Raw genomic sequence first — 16,626 nt, 5'->3', positions numbered from 1 at the left:
CCTCTGAATTTATCTGTTTTTATAATTTTGTTGCAATTGAAATTCTGTGTATCAATTTGCTAATCAGATTGTAAGCATTAATCGTGCTAGTTTTGCAAGGCATTGTTTTAATTGTAAAAAACAAATTAATCTGGTTGATAAGTTGGCTTTTTGTAAAAAAAACCGACAGTCATTTAACTTGAAGTTACCAGATGTATACGCCAGTAATAAGTATTCTATTGCTCGTGAACACAAGAAATTAAACGCAGTCTTAAGAAAAGATTGTAAAATTTCTGGACACCAATATTAAGGTCATTTGCTGTTAGGTTTTTGAATAGGCTTTTGAAAAAGGCTGCATCTGTTTAATATACGGTTGTGCCACATTAAGACCATCGCGGTTAATGGGTTTACGTACTTGCAGGGCACTGGCAGTCATAACCACTCTGTCTGTTTTATGCGGGCTAAAAGGGGCAGCTTCTTCTGACAGCCCACAATGAGCCAATAATTTTTTAGTCCAGACTTCGGGTGAGGTGACTAGTTCTTGATAAGGTACAACGAGTAAACGTTTACCCAGACGCTGTTGCCAGTAATCAAGTAACTGATCTTCTAAGCTAAAATGATGGGCAATATCACTTAAGTCATAGCTCCAGCCAACACCATGGATAAAGAAAGTTCTAAAACAAGACCATGCTGAATCAAGTGGATCCCGTCGCATCCAAATTAAGGGGGCATCAGGCAGCGCTGCAGCAATGAGTCCTAAAAACCGGCTCATATCGATGCTTTTGTCAATAATACGGCCTTCTTGACCAAATCTTTCTGACAGCAAATGCAAATACAGCGATGCCACTTCATCAATGGACTTACCACTATCAATATATGCTTGCAGGGCTTCACCCGAATTGCCGCCTACCGTCACAGCAAGTTGTTGCGCTATATTGAGCTCTGCGCCATTAGCCACTTTACTGTGACTGGCAAGAATTTGTTCTACTAAGGTGGTGCCAGAACGAGGCAAGCCTGTAACAAATATGGGGCGGCTAGTGTCTTGCTTTTTTTGCTGGTTCAGGTTTTCAATTAAGCCACTGTCAAAGCCTGTCATCGCATTTTTAGCATTGGTTTCATTGCCCTTTTTGCTGTAGGGCACCTCTTTTCGAAGCAATTTAGCCCCGTCACTATAACTAGCAAACGCTTTATCTGCTTTGCCTTTGTCTAGATACATTTTTCCTAAGGCATAATAAAAGCGAGCAACTTCAGCAGGAGCATGTTTTTTCGCAGCAGCTTTGTCAGCGATGAGTCGCTGACACAAGGCATCATCACTAAAGTTCTCTATTGAGGCTAATGTTAACCAAGATGGCCCCCAACCGGGCTTTAGCATCACCGCTTGGTTTAAATACGACTTTGCATCGTCAAATAAGCCAAGTGACATGGCAATATTGCCCAGTACATATTGATGCCCTGCTGAGTCGGGTATGTCAGACGGTAGTGTTGCGAGTAAATCAAAAGCTTGTTGCATTTGGCCGCACTGGGTATGTAATACCACTTTGGCATATTTTGCTGCATGGCTATGGCCGGTAGATACAACAAAAGCATCCATGGCCCTATGAGCCAAGGTCAATTCACCATTAATACGCATTAATTCTGCAAAAGAGCGCCAATGTTCCCCTAAAGGGGCATGCATTTCTAAGAGTTGATTAATGGCTAAATTAATTGCTGTACGGTCTTTAGTTGCCATCGCCTTTTTCAGCGCTTCAACTATTGGCATCCAACTTGGTGCATTCATACCTGTGCTGTTCCCTAATGTTACTGAACTAGATACCTCATAAATAGATAAAAAATCTTATAAGTTTTTCAAGCCTAGGTAAAATCTTAATTATGCGGCGTATTGTTTTTAGCATACCAACACTGGTTGGCTAAAAATAACGATTTTGTCATCTCATACTAGCGCGGACCCAAATAGCAGGTCAAAGGGCAAGCACTTTGCCCCCTTATTGATAAGCCTGTTGTTTGGATTAGTAGACCCCGTCGGCCAGCAAAATTCGGCTGGCCCAACAGACTCAAATGGTGTTCACAAAAAAGGACATGTATTGTATTTTTGTCAGCTTATTTGGAAAATCGTTACTTAAAAATAACTAATAATATCAATGCTTAATAATATATTTAGGTAATTAATTGTATATTTAGGTAAACGTTTACCTAAACTTATGTTATAAAGTTGTTATTGACTTTAGGACTGCTTATTTATCGACTCTAGGTCAAACCGTTTTTGAACATAGTGCCGGTAACAGGCTAACGCTTACACAATTAATTATGATTACAGTGATACGAGGAAAATATGAGAAATTCATTTAAAGTCAGTTTGATGGCTGCAGCTATCGTTAATGCACTGGCGCTGCCTGTGGTATATGCTCAAGAAGTAGAACTTGAAAATGCTGTACAACAAAATCCTGAAGAACTTGAAAAAATTGAAGTGAGAGGTTTTGCTTCCACTTTAAAACAATCTCTATTTGAAAAACGCAGTGCGCTGCAAACTGTAGAAATTATTTCCACTGATGACCTTGGAGCGTTGCCCGATGTCACCATCACCGACGCGTTAGCTAGACTACCCGGTATCACCGCCGACCGTGATAGAGGTAACGCAAGTCGTATTTCGATTCGCGGTATGGGCCCCCGTTTAAATATGGCGACTATGAATGGTCGTGAAATTGTTTCTGGTGAGCCAAGTCGGGATGTGCGTTATGAACAGTTTCCAGCCGAATTAGTCAGCGGTGCGCAAGTTTATAAAAGCCCTATGGCGAGCAATATTGAAGGGGGTATTTCTGGTTTAGTCAACTTAGACTTTGTTGATCCTTTGAGCAAAGACCAACGCATATTTTCCGTTAGTGGCAACCTAATGCAATATGAATTGGGTGATGAACTACCTAATGGCCAGTCTACCGGTAAAAAATTCAGTGTGAGTTATGTCGACAAAATCGGCGATGACTTTGGTTATGCCTTTGGTGTTGCTTATCAAGATCAGCCCTCTTTACAGCGCGGAATTGAGTCTTGGGACTACAATAATACACCGGAAAATCAGGGTGATATCAATGAAAACGGTAAGACAGAAGCCTTGCCATGGGGCGGCCAAGCCGATACTAAGATTGGCAATACTGAACGCTTTGGTGCCTTAAGCATTCTTGAGTGGCAAGCGACTGATGAACTGACCTTAAAATATGATTTATTTTATTCCAAATTTGAGATTAAAGAGCGTGAAGACCAATATTATTTTACTAATTGGGGTAATTGGCAAGGTGGGCAAAACTGGAATTATCAAAATTCAATAACGCCGCCTAACATCATTACCAAGCCTGATGGCACCGAGCAAGTGATTGGTGGCGGATTAGCTTATGGTTCTCATGAAGTGCATAACGCGACGTGGTTTCAAGAAAACGAATTAATCAGTACTGGCCTAAATGCCGAGTACGTGGGCGATGAGTGGACAATTAAAGCGGATGTGGGTTACTCACAAGCGAGTATCGATTCAGTATGGGTAGATATTCGTTCAACTTATAATGGCCCTGCTTATGATCTGGGTTGGAATCTAGCTGACAATGATCGTTTAGCGGTGGAGATATTACCTAACACTGCACAGGGCTTAAACTACACGGATATTGGCAATCCTGAAAACTACAGTTTGGAAGGGGTCGAAACGTGGGTTGAAACTTCACCTGGTGTGTGGGAACCCTTTAACTACGGTATGTTTGGTGATGATGATCGAGACCTCAGCGATGAGATGGTCAGTGCCCAGCTGGACTTTTCCCATGATATTGATTTCAACGATATTTACAGCATTGAGTTTGGTGGACGCTACACTGACCGCGATAAACAGAATCGCGTTATAGATTGGGCTCGTGAAGTTATAGCCAACAATGGTTTAAGCGATTACGCCATGCAATATGAAATCGGTGGTGACGTGGTAGCCCCCATGTTGTACAGCTTTAACAATTGGGATCAAGTTGCTGAGCAAGTATTTGGTGGTCTAAGCGAACGTGATTACTCACAGCAAAACGCAGCTGATAAACTGGCATCGTGGGAATTAGCTGAAACCACTTATAATTTATATGCACAAGCCAATCTGCGAGGCACAATCGGTGGTTTAGACTATAGCGGTAATCTTGGGGTTAGATATGTTAAAACCGAATCTGAATCGAAGGGCTTTCAGCAAATCGCTGGGATTCTTAGTCCTGTTGCTGTAAGCCATGATTACAATGAGTTGTTGCCGTCTTTAAATATAATTCTAAGCTTAAATGAAGAGTCACAACTCCGTTTTGGCCTAGCAAGAACGATTTCACGTCCACCTTTGATCGAGATGCGAACCGGTTTTGCGATTGATGAAACTGTAGAGCCTTATACAGCATCGGGTGGTAACCCAAGCTTAAACCCCTTTGTCGCCAATCAAGCTGATCTTGGTTATGAATACTACTTTGGTGATGACGGTGCCATTACCCTGTCTTTGTTTTTCAAAGATCTGCAAAATCACATAGGTAATGCCCAAGAAAATTTAAGTTTCAATGGCGTAGACTATGAATTTACCGGTCCTGTTAATGGGGATGGCGGTAAAATCAAGGGCCTTGAAGTATTATTTCAACATGCATTCACTGGACTACCGGCTCCGTTTGATGGCTTAGGGGTCTATGCTAACTACTCTTATACTGACTCGAGCGTGAAAGAATTCATTCCTGAAAATAACCCTTACACCTTGGGTGGTCTGTCGAAAGATGTGGCTAATTTAACCCTGTGGTACTACAACGAAGGTTTTGAAGCGCGAGTGTCTTATGACTATCGCAGTGAATATACTTCGATTAACAGTTGGAACCCAAGTCGAATAGCCTTACAAGATGCCCAAGCCACAGTTGATGCCAGTTTCTCTTATGAAGTGAACGAGCATTTGAAAGTGACGCTACAAGGGCAAAACTTAACAAATGAAGCGTCAGTTAGCTATTGGGACAACGACAAAACCCGTCCCGCTGATTTTGTTGAATGGGGTCGTCGCTTCCTGATTGGTTTTCAATACTCACTTTAAGTCAGTCTCTAACAGACTGATTGGCATGCCAATCAGTCTGTTTTTTGTTTTCTGCTGTTAAGTGTATTTGTGGCTCAAATAAGTGAAACCCGTTGGGCAGTCTCGTTATATAGATAGGAAAAAGTTTGTGTTTAATCCCCTAAGAATAAGTCTTGTGACACTGCTGTGCTGGACGGCACTGGCATGCAGTCCAGTACCCCATGTAAAAACAGACACTTTTAATCATGTAGTTTTGGATTATCGCCAAGATTGGCAGTTTGCTAAAGGCGATGAGCAGTCAGAAGGTCAGCCTCCTAGCAACTTGGCGTGGCAAGAGGTGAGTTTACCTCACACGCCGCAAATCGAACCCATGGTGGTCAATAATCAATGGCAGGGCATCGCTTGGTACCGTAAAACGATAAAAGCACAGCCACAGTGGCAAGGCAATAAGGTCTTTTTACGTTTTGAAGCCGCGATGAATTATGCGCAAGTGTGGTTAAACGGTGAGTTATTAGGTAGTCATATGGGAGGATATTTACCCTTCACTTTTGATCTTAGCGACAAATTGCTGTTGGCTAAAGACAATATTTTATTGGTTAAACTGAATAACCAAGATAATCCGATAATTGGCCCTAAACCTTTGAGTCAACTCGATTTTAATACTTTCGGTGGTTTATATCGTGGTGTGACCTTGGCGATTAAATCTCCGCTGTATATTAGTGATGAAATACTCGCGAATAAAACTGCCAGTGGTGGTGTATTTGTGAGCTATCCAAAAGTAGATACTCAGTTGTCTCAGGTTCAAGTAAAAACCCATATTGTTAATGACACGGCTCTAAAGCAAAGCTTTATCCTGCGCCAACACTTGAGTTTTGGTGATAAAACTGTGGCAGAAAATGTCCAACAACAGATTCTAGCAGCCAATAGCGATGCACAGTTTTCTCAGTTGATTGATGTTGAGCAAGCAAACTTATGGCACCCCAATCACCCCAATTTATATACTTTAACCACTACGGTTGAGCAAGACGGTCAACTTATCGAAAGTCAAAGCCGCAAAATCGGCATTCGTGAATTTAGCTTTAATGCTAAAAATAAATTACTGATCAATGGTGAAGAAACGTTTTTGCGTGGGGTAAACCGCCATCAAGAATATCCCCATGTGGGTTATGCCGTATCGCCGCAGGCTGATTACCGTGATGCGGTTAAAATTAAATCGGCGGGCTTTGATTATGTGCGTTTATCCCACTACCCACATTCTCCAGCTTTTATGCAAGCAGCAGATGAGCTTGGCTTGGTGTTAATAGACGCGATCTTAGGTTGGCAGTATTACCTGGAAAATCCTGAGTTTAAGGCCCAAACGCTGCGTACTTGTCGGGATTTAGTCCGTCGTGATCGCAATCATGCCAGTGTGTTGGCCTTTGAGTGTTCACTTAATGAATCGTGGATGCCAGCAGAATTTATTGCTGATCTAGATGCCATGGTTAAACAAGAATACCCTGGGGCTTTTTCAGCAGGGTGGCAAATGGGTTTTGATATGTACTTGCAAGCGCGCCAACACCGTATGCAGCATTATGAAGCGCCCACTGTGCCCTACAATGTCTCAGAGTATGGCGATTGGGAATATTACGCACAAAATGCTGGTTTAAATCAGGATAGTTGGGCTGATCTCAAAGAAGAAGAGCGTACCAGTCGACAGTTATTAAGTAGTGGCGAAGCACGCTTATTACAACAGGCCCGTAATATTCAAGAAGCGCATAACGACAATTTGCACACACCGGCTTACGCTGATGGTTATTGGGTGATGTTTGACTATAACCGCGGTTACGCCGACGACCTAGAAGCCTCGGGCATCATGAGTTTGTATCGTTTACCCAAATACAGCTATTACTTTTTTCAGAGTCAGCGTGACCCTGCTTTGCAGTCTGATAAATTCAGCGCAGGTCCAATGGTAAAAATAGCCAGCGAGTGGACGGCTGACTCGAGTACTCAGCTCAGGGTATTTAGCAATGCTCAGGAAGTTGAGCTGTACTTAAACGGTAAATTAGTCGCCAGACAAACACCAAACACTAGCACTTTATCGGATCAACTTGCTCATCCACCCTTTGAATTTGAAGTGGCACAATTTGCCGCAGGTGAATTAGTGGCTAAAGCCTTTATTGATGGCAAAGAAGTAGCAAGTGATAGTGTGACAACTCCGAGTGATGTTGCCAGCATAAGTTTGCGGATTGACACCAGTGGTGTGGCGCCAGTAGCCGGTCAAAACGATGTGGTATTTGCCTACGCAGAATTGCAAGATGCAGCAGGTAATAAGGTGCCGTTAAATCATCAACAAATTGATTTTAGTGTAAATGGCGACATTGAAATTATGAATCCTGAGGCGCCATTGACTGAGCAAGGCACCGCAGCTGTATTGTTGCGCATTGGCTCTACCTTAGAAAACGCCAGTGTTTCAGCTAAGTCAGCCTCCATGAATATTATTAGCCCCACTGTTACCTTTTGATAAAACAGAGAGTTTGATTATGCGTGTTTTGCTTAAAACCACCTTACTTACATTGATACTTGGCTTTGTCAGTTCAGCGGCACTCGCTAGAGAAGTGCCAGCTGAGGCAAAAGTGATTAATGGAGTACTGACCTGGAGCACAGGCAGTAAACAAGGTCAGGAAGTGGTCTTGTTTGGGGTCAATTATGCCGTGCCTTTTGCTTATAGTTATCGGGCTTTACAAAAACGGGGAATTGACCATAAAGCGGCAATTGATATGGATGTCGCTCATATTGCCAGATTAGGTTTAGATGCCTATCGAGTGCATGTGTGGGATAGGCAAATCAGCGACGAACAAGGTAATTTGTTAGTCAACGAACACCTTCAATTATTTGATTATCTCTTAGCAAAATTGGCAGAAAAAGGTATCAGAGTGATTATTACGCCTATTGCCTGGTGGGGCAGCGGCTATCCCGAGCCAGATCCCGACGAACCTGGGTTCTCGAGTCTGTATTCCAAAGGTGATATGAACCAAAACCGCCAAGCGATCAGCGCACAACAGCGTTACTTAAGACAGTTTTTTGCCCATATCAACCCTTATACTCAAAAGCGCTACGGCCAAGACCCCAATGTTTTAGCTATTGAATTATTTAATGAACCGCGACATGAAGACGGTTTAAAAGACAATGAAGACTATATAGAAGGTCTGATAAAAACCGTGCGTGAGCAAGGTATTACCTTGCCTTTGTATTACAACATTAGTGAACAGGGCAATAATCCTGACTTTGCTGCTCGACTTTGTGCAACGTCAATCGACGGTATTGCTTATCAATGGTATCCGGCGGGGCTAGTGAAAAATGCTGAATTTACATCAAATTTATTAGCCACTGTGGCTCATTATAGCGATCCTTTCGCCGACATTGCCGCCTGTCAAACTAAAGCCAAGATGATTTATGAGTTTGATGCAGCAGATACGGGCAAGTCGGTGATGTACCCTGCCATGGCTCGTAGTTTTAGAGAAGCAGGCTTTCAGTGGGCGAGTCAGTTTGCCTATGATCCGGCCGCTATTGCTGATACAAATTCTGATTACAATACTCACTATTTAAATTTGTTGTACACACCGGCAAAGGCCATCAGCTTTATGATCGCTGCTGAAGCTTTCAGGCAAATGCCGCGTTTACAAAAACAAGCCAATTACCCACAAAGTAATCACTTTATGGCAGGTACTAGTCAAGTAAGTGTGGATTATCAGCAAAATGTAAGTGTGCTAGTTAGTGCGCAACAGTTTTTGTATTCTAATACAACAGAAATTAGCCCGCCAGACAGCCAAAAGCTAGAGCAGATTGCAGGTCTTGGTACTTCTCCTGTGGCAGATTATCAAGGAACAGGAGCCTACTTTTTAGATAAAATAGGTGATGAACTTTGGCGTTTAGAAGTCTATCCCGACCTACTGCCCATTCAAGACCCTTATCAACCTGCCAGCTTAAAACGTGAGGTAGGGCGGCTGTATTCGTCAACTCAGCAACTGAACATCAAACTAGCTGATTTAGGTAAGCGTTATTTTATCAAAGGATTCAATGCGCATAACGAGTTGTTTGCCCAAGCAGAAAAAGGCACCGTTTGGGTAAGACCAGGGGTGTATTTACTTTCGCGTAATACCCCCCCAGAAACCCCTAGTGTGGGTATTAATACTGAATTTTTAATACCGCAACTTAGTCCCCCAAAGTTAGCGATTCATCATCAAGCTCAACGGGAAATGAACTTAGCGGATAAACTTACTTTTTCAGTCGAAATAGGCAGTGAGAAAATACCTAACAATGTGGCTTTGGCTATTCGATATCGTGGCCATAAAGATTTTACTCTGTTAGATATGCAAAGGATTACAGGCAATACTTATACAGTGCGTCTGCCCGTTACTCAGGAACAATGGGCGGTTGCTGGGCAATTAGAGTACGGTTTTGTAGTGACACTAAATGGCAAAAATACAACTTTCCCGGGGGCAATTGAAGGTTCACCCTTGGAATGGGACTTTGTTAGCTCTGTGCCTTTTTGGACAACTGAATTAAGGCCACTTGGGGCGCCGGTAACCCTCTTTGACGCTTTAGCGGATCACGATAATCTGATTTATCCCAAAAATGCAGAATCAAATTGGCAGTATGTAAGCGGTCAGCAAGGACAAGGATTAGCCCTGCGTTTATCAACTGAAAAATTAACTGAGGGAGAGAACCCGCTGCTCCGTTTGACCTTAGCCCCTGATAACCCATTAGCCCTGCGCAATCTTGCAAAATACAATACACTGGCCATTAAGGTAAGAGCCATAAAGCAAGCAGAAAACCTACAATTTAGTTTATTAGATAGTCACGGCTTAGCCTACGGAATTACACTTGAAGTGAGCACTGATTGGCAATATCTTGTGGTTCCCGTGTCTGCTTTAAAAGCGCTTGATACCTTGTTTCCAAAAAGTTATCCGAGTTTTATGCCAGCAAGCTATAAAGTAGCTGATGAAGATAGAGAAAGTCACTTCACTGAGCAACTCAATCTTCTCCAAGGGATGCAGTTGGTTTTGTTAGGGCAAAAATATGCTAAAAAGGCCAGCAAAGGTTGGCATGGCATTGACATTTCTGAGGTTAAATTGCTATCCCGTTAAATTATCTGTAGTTGCGTGCTGCTCCTACAAGGTGATTAATCCGCTTTTTGTAGGAGCTGCTTTAGCGGCGAAGCATGTATGAATACCAATCAATAGGGGGGGATTTGTCCCAGAACATAGCAAGCAGACAAAAATGGAGCTTAGGCGCGGGCTTTTTTGCTAGTTCTTTTGTTAGCCAAAGTTTGATGGTGTTGGCGATCCCATTTTATCAAATGACGCTTGGTGTCGACCCTTTTTTACTCAGTATTGTACTAATACTCCCCTTAGTTCTCGCCTCATTACTCAATCCTTGGGTGGGGCGTTTAAGTGATCAGTTTTACAGCCGCTGGGGGCGCCGCCGGCCTTTTATCTTTGTGTCTTCATGGGCTTGCGGTTTATTGTTTGGACTCGTTTGGATGGTGCCAGAACACTGGTCGGCCAACAATCAGTTGCTGTATTTTGCGCTTAGCTCTTTTTTACTCTATTGCGCCTATGCATTTTTAAACATTCCCATGACCTGTTTATCCTATGAAATCAGTCGAGATCCAGTTATTCGTTTGCGACTAATGGGCACCACCAGTTACTTTGTAAAACTTGGGACTTTGCTTTATCAATGGTTATTTCCCTTGGCACAATTGACGCTTTTCTCCTCTGTTTTTTTAGGGATTAAGGTGGTGGGCTGGCTTATCGGTATTGGCGTTATTGCCTTATTAGGTATGTTGCCAGCGATTTTTTGTCGTGAGCAACAATCAATCAAACAAAAAAAAATCAAAATTAAACTCAACGATAGTCTGAGCCTAATAAAAAATAATAAAGCATTGGTGGCTATTTTAGTGGTCTGTGTGTTGCAACTAGGGGGCGGGGCATTTAGTGCCAGTATGGACTATTACCTGTTAGTTTATTATGTGCACGGCGGTGATATTAGCCAAGGAGCGATAGATAAAGGTTGGCTTTCTACTGCCTACACTTTGCTGGGCATGTTGGCTATTCCACTTTTAATTCGTTTGTCCGCTAGGCTAGATAAAACAAAAGTATTGCAGGGAGTGTTTTTGTTAACCGCGCTTGGGGGAGTAATCAAATGGTATATATTTGTGCCAGATATGGGTCTGTGGATTATAGTTGATGCCTTGTTTTGCACTGTCGTATGGAGTGCGATGATAACCTTGGTCCCTTCAATGTTAGCTGACATAAGCGATCAACATACCCAGCAATCAGGCCGAGCAGAAGAAGGACGTTTTGTCGCCTTGTTTACTGTTGTCGCCAGCCTAAGTGGCGCATTGGCTATCCTGCTTTCAGGCCTGTGTTTGAATCTCAGCGGTTTTGACGCTGCATTAGGTGCAAATCAAACGGACAGTAGTATGACTAATTTACGTGTTATTTTAGCTTTTGGTACCTGTTTTTTTAGTTTGGCGGCCTACTTTGTTATACGTTTACGTTTGTCGGTAAATAACAATTAATGCAATAAGAAACTTGATGAATTATTATAAAAAACAACTAGATAATAGAGAGAGTCGGGCATGGTGACAATTAAAGATGTGGCGCGAATTGCCGGTGTGTCGACGGCTACTGTTTCACGGGTTATTCATGATGGTATTCAGGTGGGGCCAGCGTGCCGAGCCAGAGTAAAAAAAGTCATCGCTGAACTGGGCTATCGTCCTAACAGTAATGCCCAAGCTTTAGTCGGCAAAACCAGTAAAACCATTGGTGTTGTGACGCCTAAGTTATCCATGTCATTTTTTGGTACCTTGGCCAGCGGCGTTGAAAAGTCGGCCCGAGAAAATCGTTACAAATTACTGATGGCTAATTCTCTCTATGAAACCAAGTCAGAACTCGATGCTATTAATTCGCTCAGAGAGCACAATTGCCATAGCATCATATTGCACAGTGATTATTCTGATCATAAAACCCTAACCAAATTGGCTAACGAAATTCCCGGCCTAGTATTAATTAATCGCTTTATTTCTAAAATAGCTAATCGATGTGTGTGGTTAGATAATATTCAAGGTGCCGATCAAGCCGCACAATATCTGCTTGATAAAGGCCATCTTAAATTCGCCATAATAACGAGTATCTATCGCAATGGTGATCCTGAATTACGGGTGCAAGGTAGTCGCCAAGCACTAGCTCGTGCAGGTTTAGAGTTGAGCAATAATGCTATTGAGGAGTCTACTGCTAATATTGAAGGTGGCGAGCAAGCGGTTAATGCTCTGTTGGCTAAAGGCATAAAATTTACTGCATTATTGGCTTACAATGATTTGATGGCAATCGGTGCGATTCATGCCTTATTTGCTGCCGGGTTAAGGGTGCCACAAGATGTTTCGGTGATAGGTTTTGATGATTTACCTTTGGCCCGTGCTTGCAGGCCCCGCTTGACTACCATGCGTTATCCCATAGAAGAAATGGCCAATTATGCCTCAAATTTGGCAATAGAATTAAATAGTCCGAACCGCAAGCTCAGCAGTCAAACCCATTTGTTTTTAGCTGAATTGGTTGAACGGGATTCGGTTGCCGCACCGCCTTAATATAGTGTTAGTCTAGGCAATACGGTTTATGTGACTGAGATTAAACAATACAATAGGAGTCATTTATGCACGCTGTTCCGCAACAAGTGATTAATTTCCTCGCTGCATCGGCTCCTTTTGACAAACTCAAAAGAGAGCAACTCGCTGACTTAGCTCAGTATTGCTCGGTGTTATACTTAACAGCGCAAAATGCCAACAGTCTATTAACGGATAATAAACAAAACTTATTTCTAATTCAGTCTGGTCAGTTTGCAATCCAGGAACAAGATGGCATCCAGAGTTATTTGAGCGAAGGTGACTATTTTGGTAGCGTTGTGGCGAAACTGGGTCTGTTTAATCCTGAGTTTTTGACTGTCAATCATCCAGGTTTAGTCTACGTTATTGGCGCTGAAGCCTTGCTTCAGTACTTACAAAAACACCCAGAATTTGCTGCATTTTTTCAGGCTTATAAAGAACAAACTCTGCATAACCAAGCCATTGATGATTCCAATTCTATTTGGTTGCACAAACCTCTGACTGAGGTCTTGAGCGATAAGTTGGTCAGTGCTCGGCAAGACACGCCCATATTATTAGCAGTACAGCTCATGGCCCAGCAACAAGTGTCTACCTTGATGATTACTGATTTTATCGATGATCAAGAGCAGTTAGTCGGCATTATTACAGACCGAGACATTCGTAATCGTATAGTTGCTGTTAGTTATGATACCCAAGCGCCGGTATCTTCGGTCATGACGGCGAAGCCCTGTTATATCGAAGAACAACATAGTTTGTTTGACGCCTTATGTTTAATGACCGAAAAAAACATCCATCATTTACCCATAGTGGAACGTAATAAACAAATTCCAATTGGGCTGGTCACAGCCACCGATATGTTGCGATATCAACGTGCCAACGTATTATTTATTATTGGCGAGTTGATGAAAGCACAAAGCTTGTATGAGTTGACTCGTTTGTCGTGGCAATTACCGCAGTATTTTTCGACTCATGCCAAACGACTAGGTGATTTTGATGTAGCGGGCAAAATTTTATCGCAAGCTACCGACATTATGACTCGTAAGTTACTGACGTTTTTCCAACAAAAGCACGGGCCCGCGCCCTTTGACTATTGTTGGCTGGTGTATGGCTCCCAAGCTCGTGAAGACCAGACGATGGGCTCAGATCAAGATAATGGCTTGTTGTTAGAAAAAATTCCTAACGAGCAACAAGGGCAGTACTTTGCTGACATGTCAGATTATGTATGCAAAGGCTTGAATAAATGTGGCATCGCCTTATGTACGGGTAACATTATGGCAAGTAACCCAGAATTGCGATTGTCGATTGAGCAAGCGATAAATCAAGCCCATAACTGGGTCGATACACCTGATCCTAAAGCCCTGTTAAGTTTCAATATTTTTCTCGATGTACGCGCAGTGGCAGGTAATATAACTTTGCTTAAACAACTGCATCAAGCACGTAGCCTCTTGTTTAAACAAAGCCGTTTTTTAGCCCTGTTAACCAGACAAGTGCATGACTTTCACGTACCCCTGACCTTATTTAAGCGTTTTTCGTTTGATAAAGGTTCGGAAGACGCGATTAATCTGAAAAAAGGCGCGGTGGTGATCATCAATTCCTTGGTGCGTATTTATGCCTTATCTGCTCAACTCAGCATGCCCAGTACACTAAGTCGGCTGGCAAATTTGCCAGAAGAGGGTAGTTTGACCAAAAAGGATGCTGATAATCTGCGGGATATTTGGTTGTTTTTAAATCGTTTACGCTGGCGCCATCAGGTGAACAATAAAGTCACTGATAATAGTATTTTACTTAAAGATTTGTCTGCCATTGAAAAGCATCAACTTAAAGCGGCATTCCAGGCTATTCAAGTGGCTCAACAAGGTGCCTTGCTAAAATTTTGTGGAGAAATGAGTTAAATGAGTTGGTGGACAAAACACAAACAATGGCTGGGTTTAAGCGAACGTTTGCCCGCGCAGTGGAAAAATCGCTCTTGGCAGGAAATTCCACTATTGGCTATCGACTTAGAGTTGACCTGCTTAGATACCAATGTGGCCGCTATTACATCAATTGGATGGATTGCGGGGACCAACGGTACAATCGATCTTACTAGCGCTTTTTACCAAGTGATTAATACCCAAGCCGATTTACAGCAAAGTCCAGTGATCCACGGTTTAACGGCTGAGGACATTGCTAAAGGCAATGAACTGGCGCCAGCCTTACAACAACTCAGTAGCATGTTACATACTCATCTCTGGGTATTTCACCATGCGCCCTTGGATATGCCTATTCTTACTAGAGAAATGCGTAACAGACAAATTGATTTCAGCGGTCTACTGACTTTGGATACTTTGAGCCTTGAAAAATATATTATGGAACGCGCCCAAGCGGTATTTAGTCGCCATAGTTTTACTTTGCCCGATTGCCGTCATCGTTATCAATTTCCGCCTGCACCGCTGCACAATGCTTTAGATGATGCAATGGCAACACTTGAATTGGCCTTTGCCCAGTTAAATAATTTAAAAGCGATGCCGCATCCAGTGAGTGATTTACGTCATACTCGCAGTTTACAATATTATGTTTAAAATATGAGTAGGAACAAAATAAGCAAAAAATCGTGCATAAAACACGGCCAAGACTTGCAGTAATAGAGGAATAAAGCATTATAGTGACTATCTATTCACGGCCAAATGGGAAGGATTAACAAGTGAAACGTATTGTTGTGGTTGGCGGTGGAGCGGGCGGTTTAGAGTTAGTTGCCAAGTTAAGTAAATTTGCTAAAAAACGCGAGATGTTAGAGATCGTGTTAGTCGATAAACAGCGCACCCATGTATGGAAGCCGCTGTTACATGAAGTTGCTGCGGGAGTTATTGATAAAAATTCTGATGGTGTCGATTATCGCATTCATGCTAGTGGCCATCATTACGAATTTCAACAAGGCGAAATGATTGCTCTCGATATTGAAGCTCGGCGTTTAACTTTGGCAAGACTGCTAGACGACGAGGGTAATGAAATATTGCCGCAACGAGACATTGAATACGATAACTTAGTTATGGCTTTGGGTAGCGTTAGTAATGACTTCAATACCCCTGGTGTCAGAGAGCACAGTTATTTTCTCGATTCACTCAAGCAAGCCGAACAGTTTCATCGCGCCCTGATCAATCAATTTCTGCGACTTAATTATGTCAGTGAAAATCAAGCGCCTCTGCGAGTAAGTATTGTCGGTGGTGGTGCAACGGGCACAGAGCTAGCCGCTCAATTACATCACGTTGCCAATCTGGCCAACGCTTATGGTATGACAAGTCTCTCAGCTAAACGTTTACAATTGACTATTATTGAAGCAGGTAGCCGAATACTACCTGCCTTACCCGAACGGATAGCTGCGTCAGCCAAAAACGCTTTGCAAAAAATTGGCGTTCAGGTGCTTGAAAACACTCGCGTTATTCGCGCAGAAAAAGTTGGTTTTGTGACCCAAGACGAACATCTAATTGAAGCTGATTTGATGGTGTGGGCAGCTGGTATAAAGGCGCCAGATGCGGTGAAAGAATGGGGCTTTGAAACCAATAAAATTCAGCAAATTATGGTGAATCAGCAATTACAAAGCACCGTCGATCAACGAATTTATGTGTTAGGTGACTGTTGTGCCTGTTTACAACCCGATGGTCGTTGGGTGCCGCCGCGAGCGCAATCAGCCCATCAAATGGCAAATACGGTCTACAATAATATCCTAGCATCCATGACGGGCAAACCCTTAGAAGCCTACATTTACAATGACTATGGTTCGTTAATTCATTTGAGTAAATACAGCACAGTAGGTAGCTTGATGGGCAATTTATCTAACAGCAGTATGTTTATCGAAGGGCATATGGCCCGAGTCGTTTATAACAGCTTATATAGCATGCACCAGTTTGCGGTAAACGGTTATATTAGAGGTGCAGTCGGCATGTTAAGTCGCCAGGTGAGTAAATTTGTTGGAAGTAAACTTAAGCTTCATTAA

The 16,626-nt window shown here is 42.6% G+C and carries 9 protein-coding genes; 8 read left to right on the top strand and 1 reads right to left on the bottom strand.

What is annotated here, in order from left to right; translation table 11 throughout:
- Nucleotides 1–301: 301 nt before the first annotated feature.
- Entirely contained in the window at nt 302–1,756 is a 1,455-nt protein-coding gene (locus ABKW31_RS10505) for a sulfotransferase (RefSeq protein ID WP_348616302.1), read from the bottom strand.
- Between the two features lie 552 nt (nt 1,757–2,308).
- Here ABKW31_RS10505 and ABKW31_RS10500 point away from each other — a divergent pair.
- The 8 genes from ABKW31_RS10500 to ABKW31_RS10465 all read left to right on the top strand — a co-directional run bounded on the left by ABKW31_RS10500 (nt 2,309) and on the right by ABKW31_RS10465 (nt 16,626).
- Complete coding sequence (locus ABKW31_RS10500; protein ID WP_348616301.1) at nt 2,309–5,035, top strand: TonB-dependent receptor; 2,727 nt, start codon at nt 2,309–2,311, stop codon at nt 5,033–5,035.
- Nucleotides 5,036–5,162: 127 nt separating this feature from the next.
- Nucleotides 5,163–7,514: a glycoside hydrolase family 2 TIM barrel-domain containing protein gene (locus ABKW31_RS10495; protein WP_348616300.1), complete on the top strand. Its 2,352-nt coding sequence runs from the start codon at nt 5,163–5,165 to the stop codon at nt 7,512–7,514.
- A 19-nt stretch (nt 7,515–7,533) separates the two neighbouring features.
- Nucleotides 7,534–10,140 (top strand): cellulase family glycosylhydrolase, encoded by a 2,607-nt coding sequence (locus tag ABKW31_RS10490; RefSeq protein WP_348616299.1) that lies wholly within the window; start codon nt 7,534–7,536, stop codon nt 10,138–10,140.
- Nucleotides 10,141–10,244: 104 nt separating this feature from the next.
- Complete coding sequence (locus tag ABKW31_RS10485; RefSeq protein ID WP_348616298.1) at nt 10,245–11,576, top strand: MFS transporter; 1,332 nt, start codon at nt 10,245–10,247, stop codon at nt 11,574–11,576.
- A gap of 60 nt (nt 11,577–11,636) precedes the next feature.
- Nucleotides 11,637–12,641, top strand: coding sequence for a LacI family DNA-binding transcriptional regulator (locus tag ABKW31_RS10480; RefSeq protein ID WP_348616297.1), 1,005 nt, complete (start codon nt 11,637–11,639; stop codon nt 12,639–12,641).
- 65 nt (nt 12,642–12,706) lie between these two features.
- Nucleotides 12,707–14,548: a DUF294 nucleotidyltransferase-like domain-containing protein gene (locus ABKW31_RS10475; protein WP_348616296.1), complete on the top strand. Its 1,842-nt coding sequence runs from the start codon at nt 12,707–12,709 to the stop codon at nt 14,546–14,548.
- Nucleotides 14,549–15,214 (top strand): 3'-5' exonuclease, encoded by a 666-nt coding sequence (locus ABKW31_RS10470; protein ID WP_348616295.1) that lies wholly within the window; start codon nt 14,549–14,551, stop codon nt 15,212–15,214.
- Between the two features lie 122 nt (nt 15,215–15,336).
- Nucleotides 15,337–16,626: an NAD(P)/FAD-dependent oxidoreductase gene (locus tag ABKW31_RS10465; protein ID WP_348616294.1), complete on the top strand. Its 1,290-nt coding sequence runs from the start codon at nt 15,337–15,339 to the stop codon at nt 16,624–16,626.

It is taken from the genome of Paraglaciecola sp. 25GB23A (assembly GCF_040012495.1).
In the GTDB taxonomy this organism is placed as follows: domain Bacteria; phylum Pseudomonadota; class Gammaproteobacteria; order Enterobacterales; family Alteromonadaceae; genus Paraglaciecola.
Note: the sequence above shows the minus strand (reverse complement) of the source record. Positions and strands in the feature narration are given on the sequence as shown.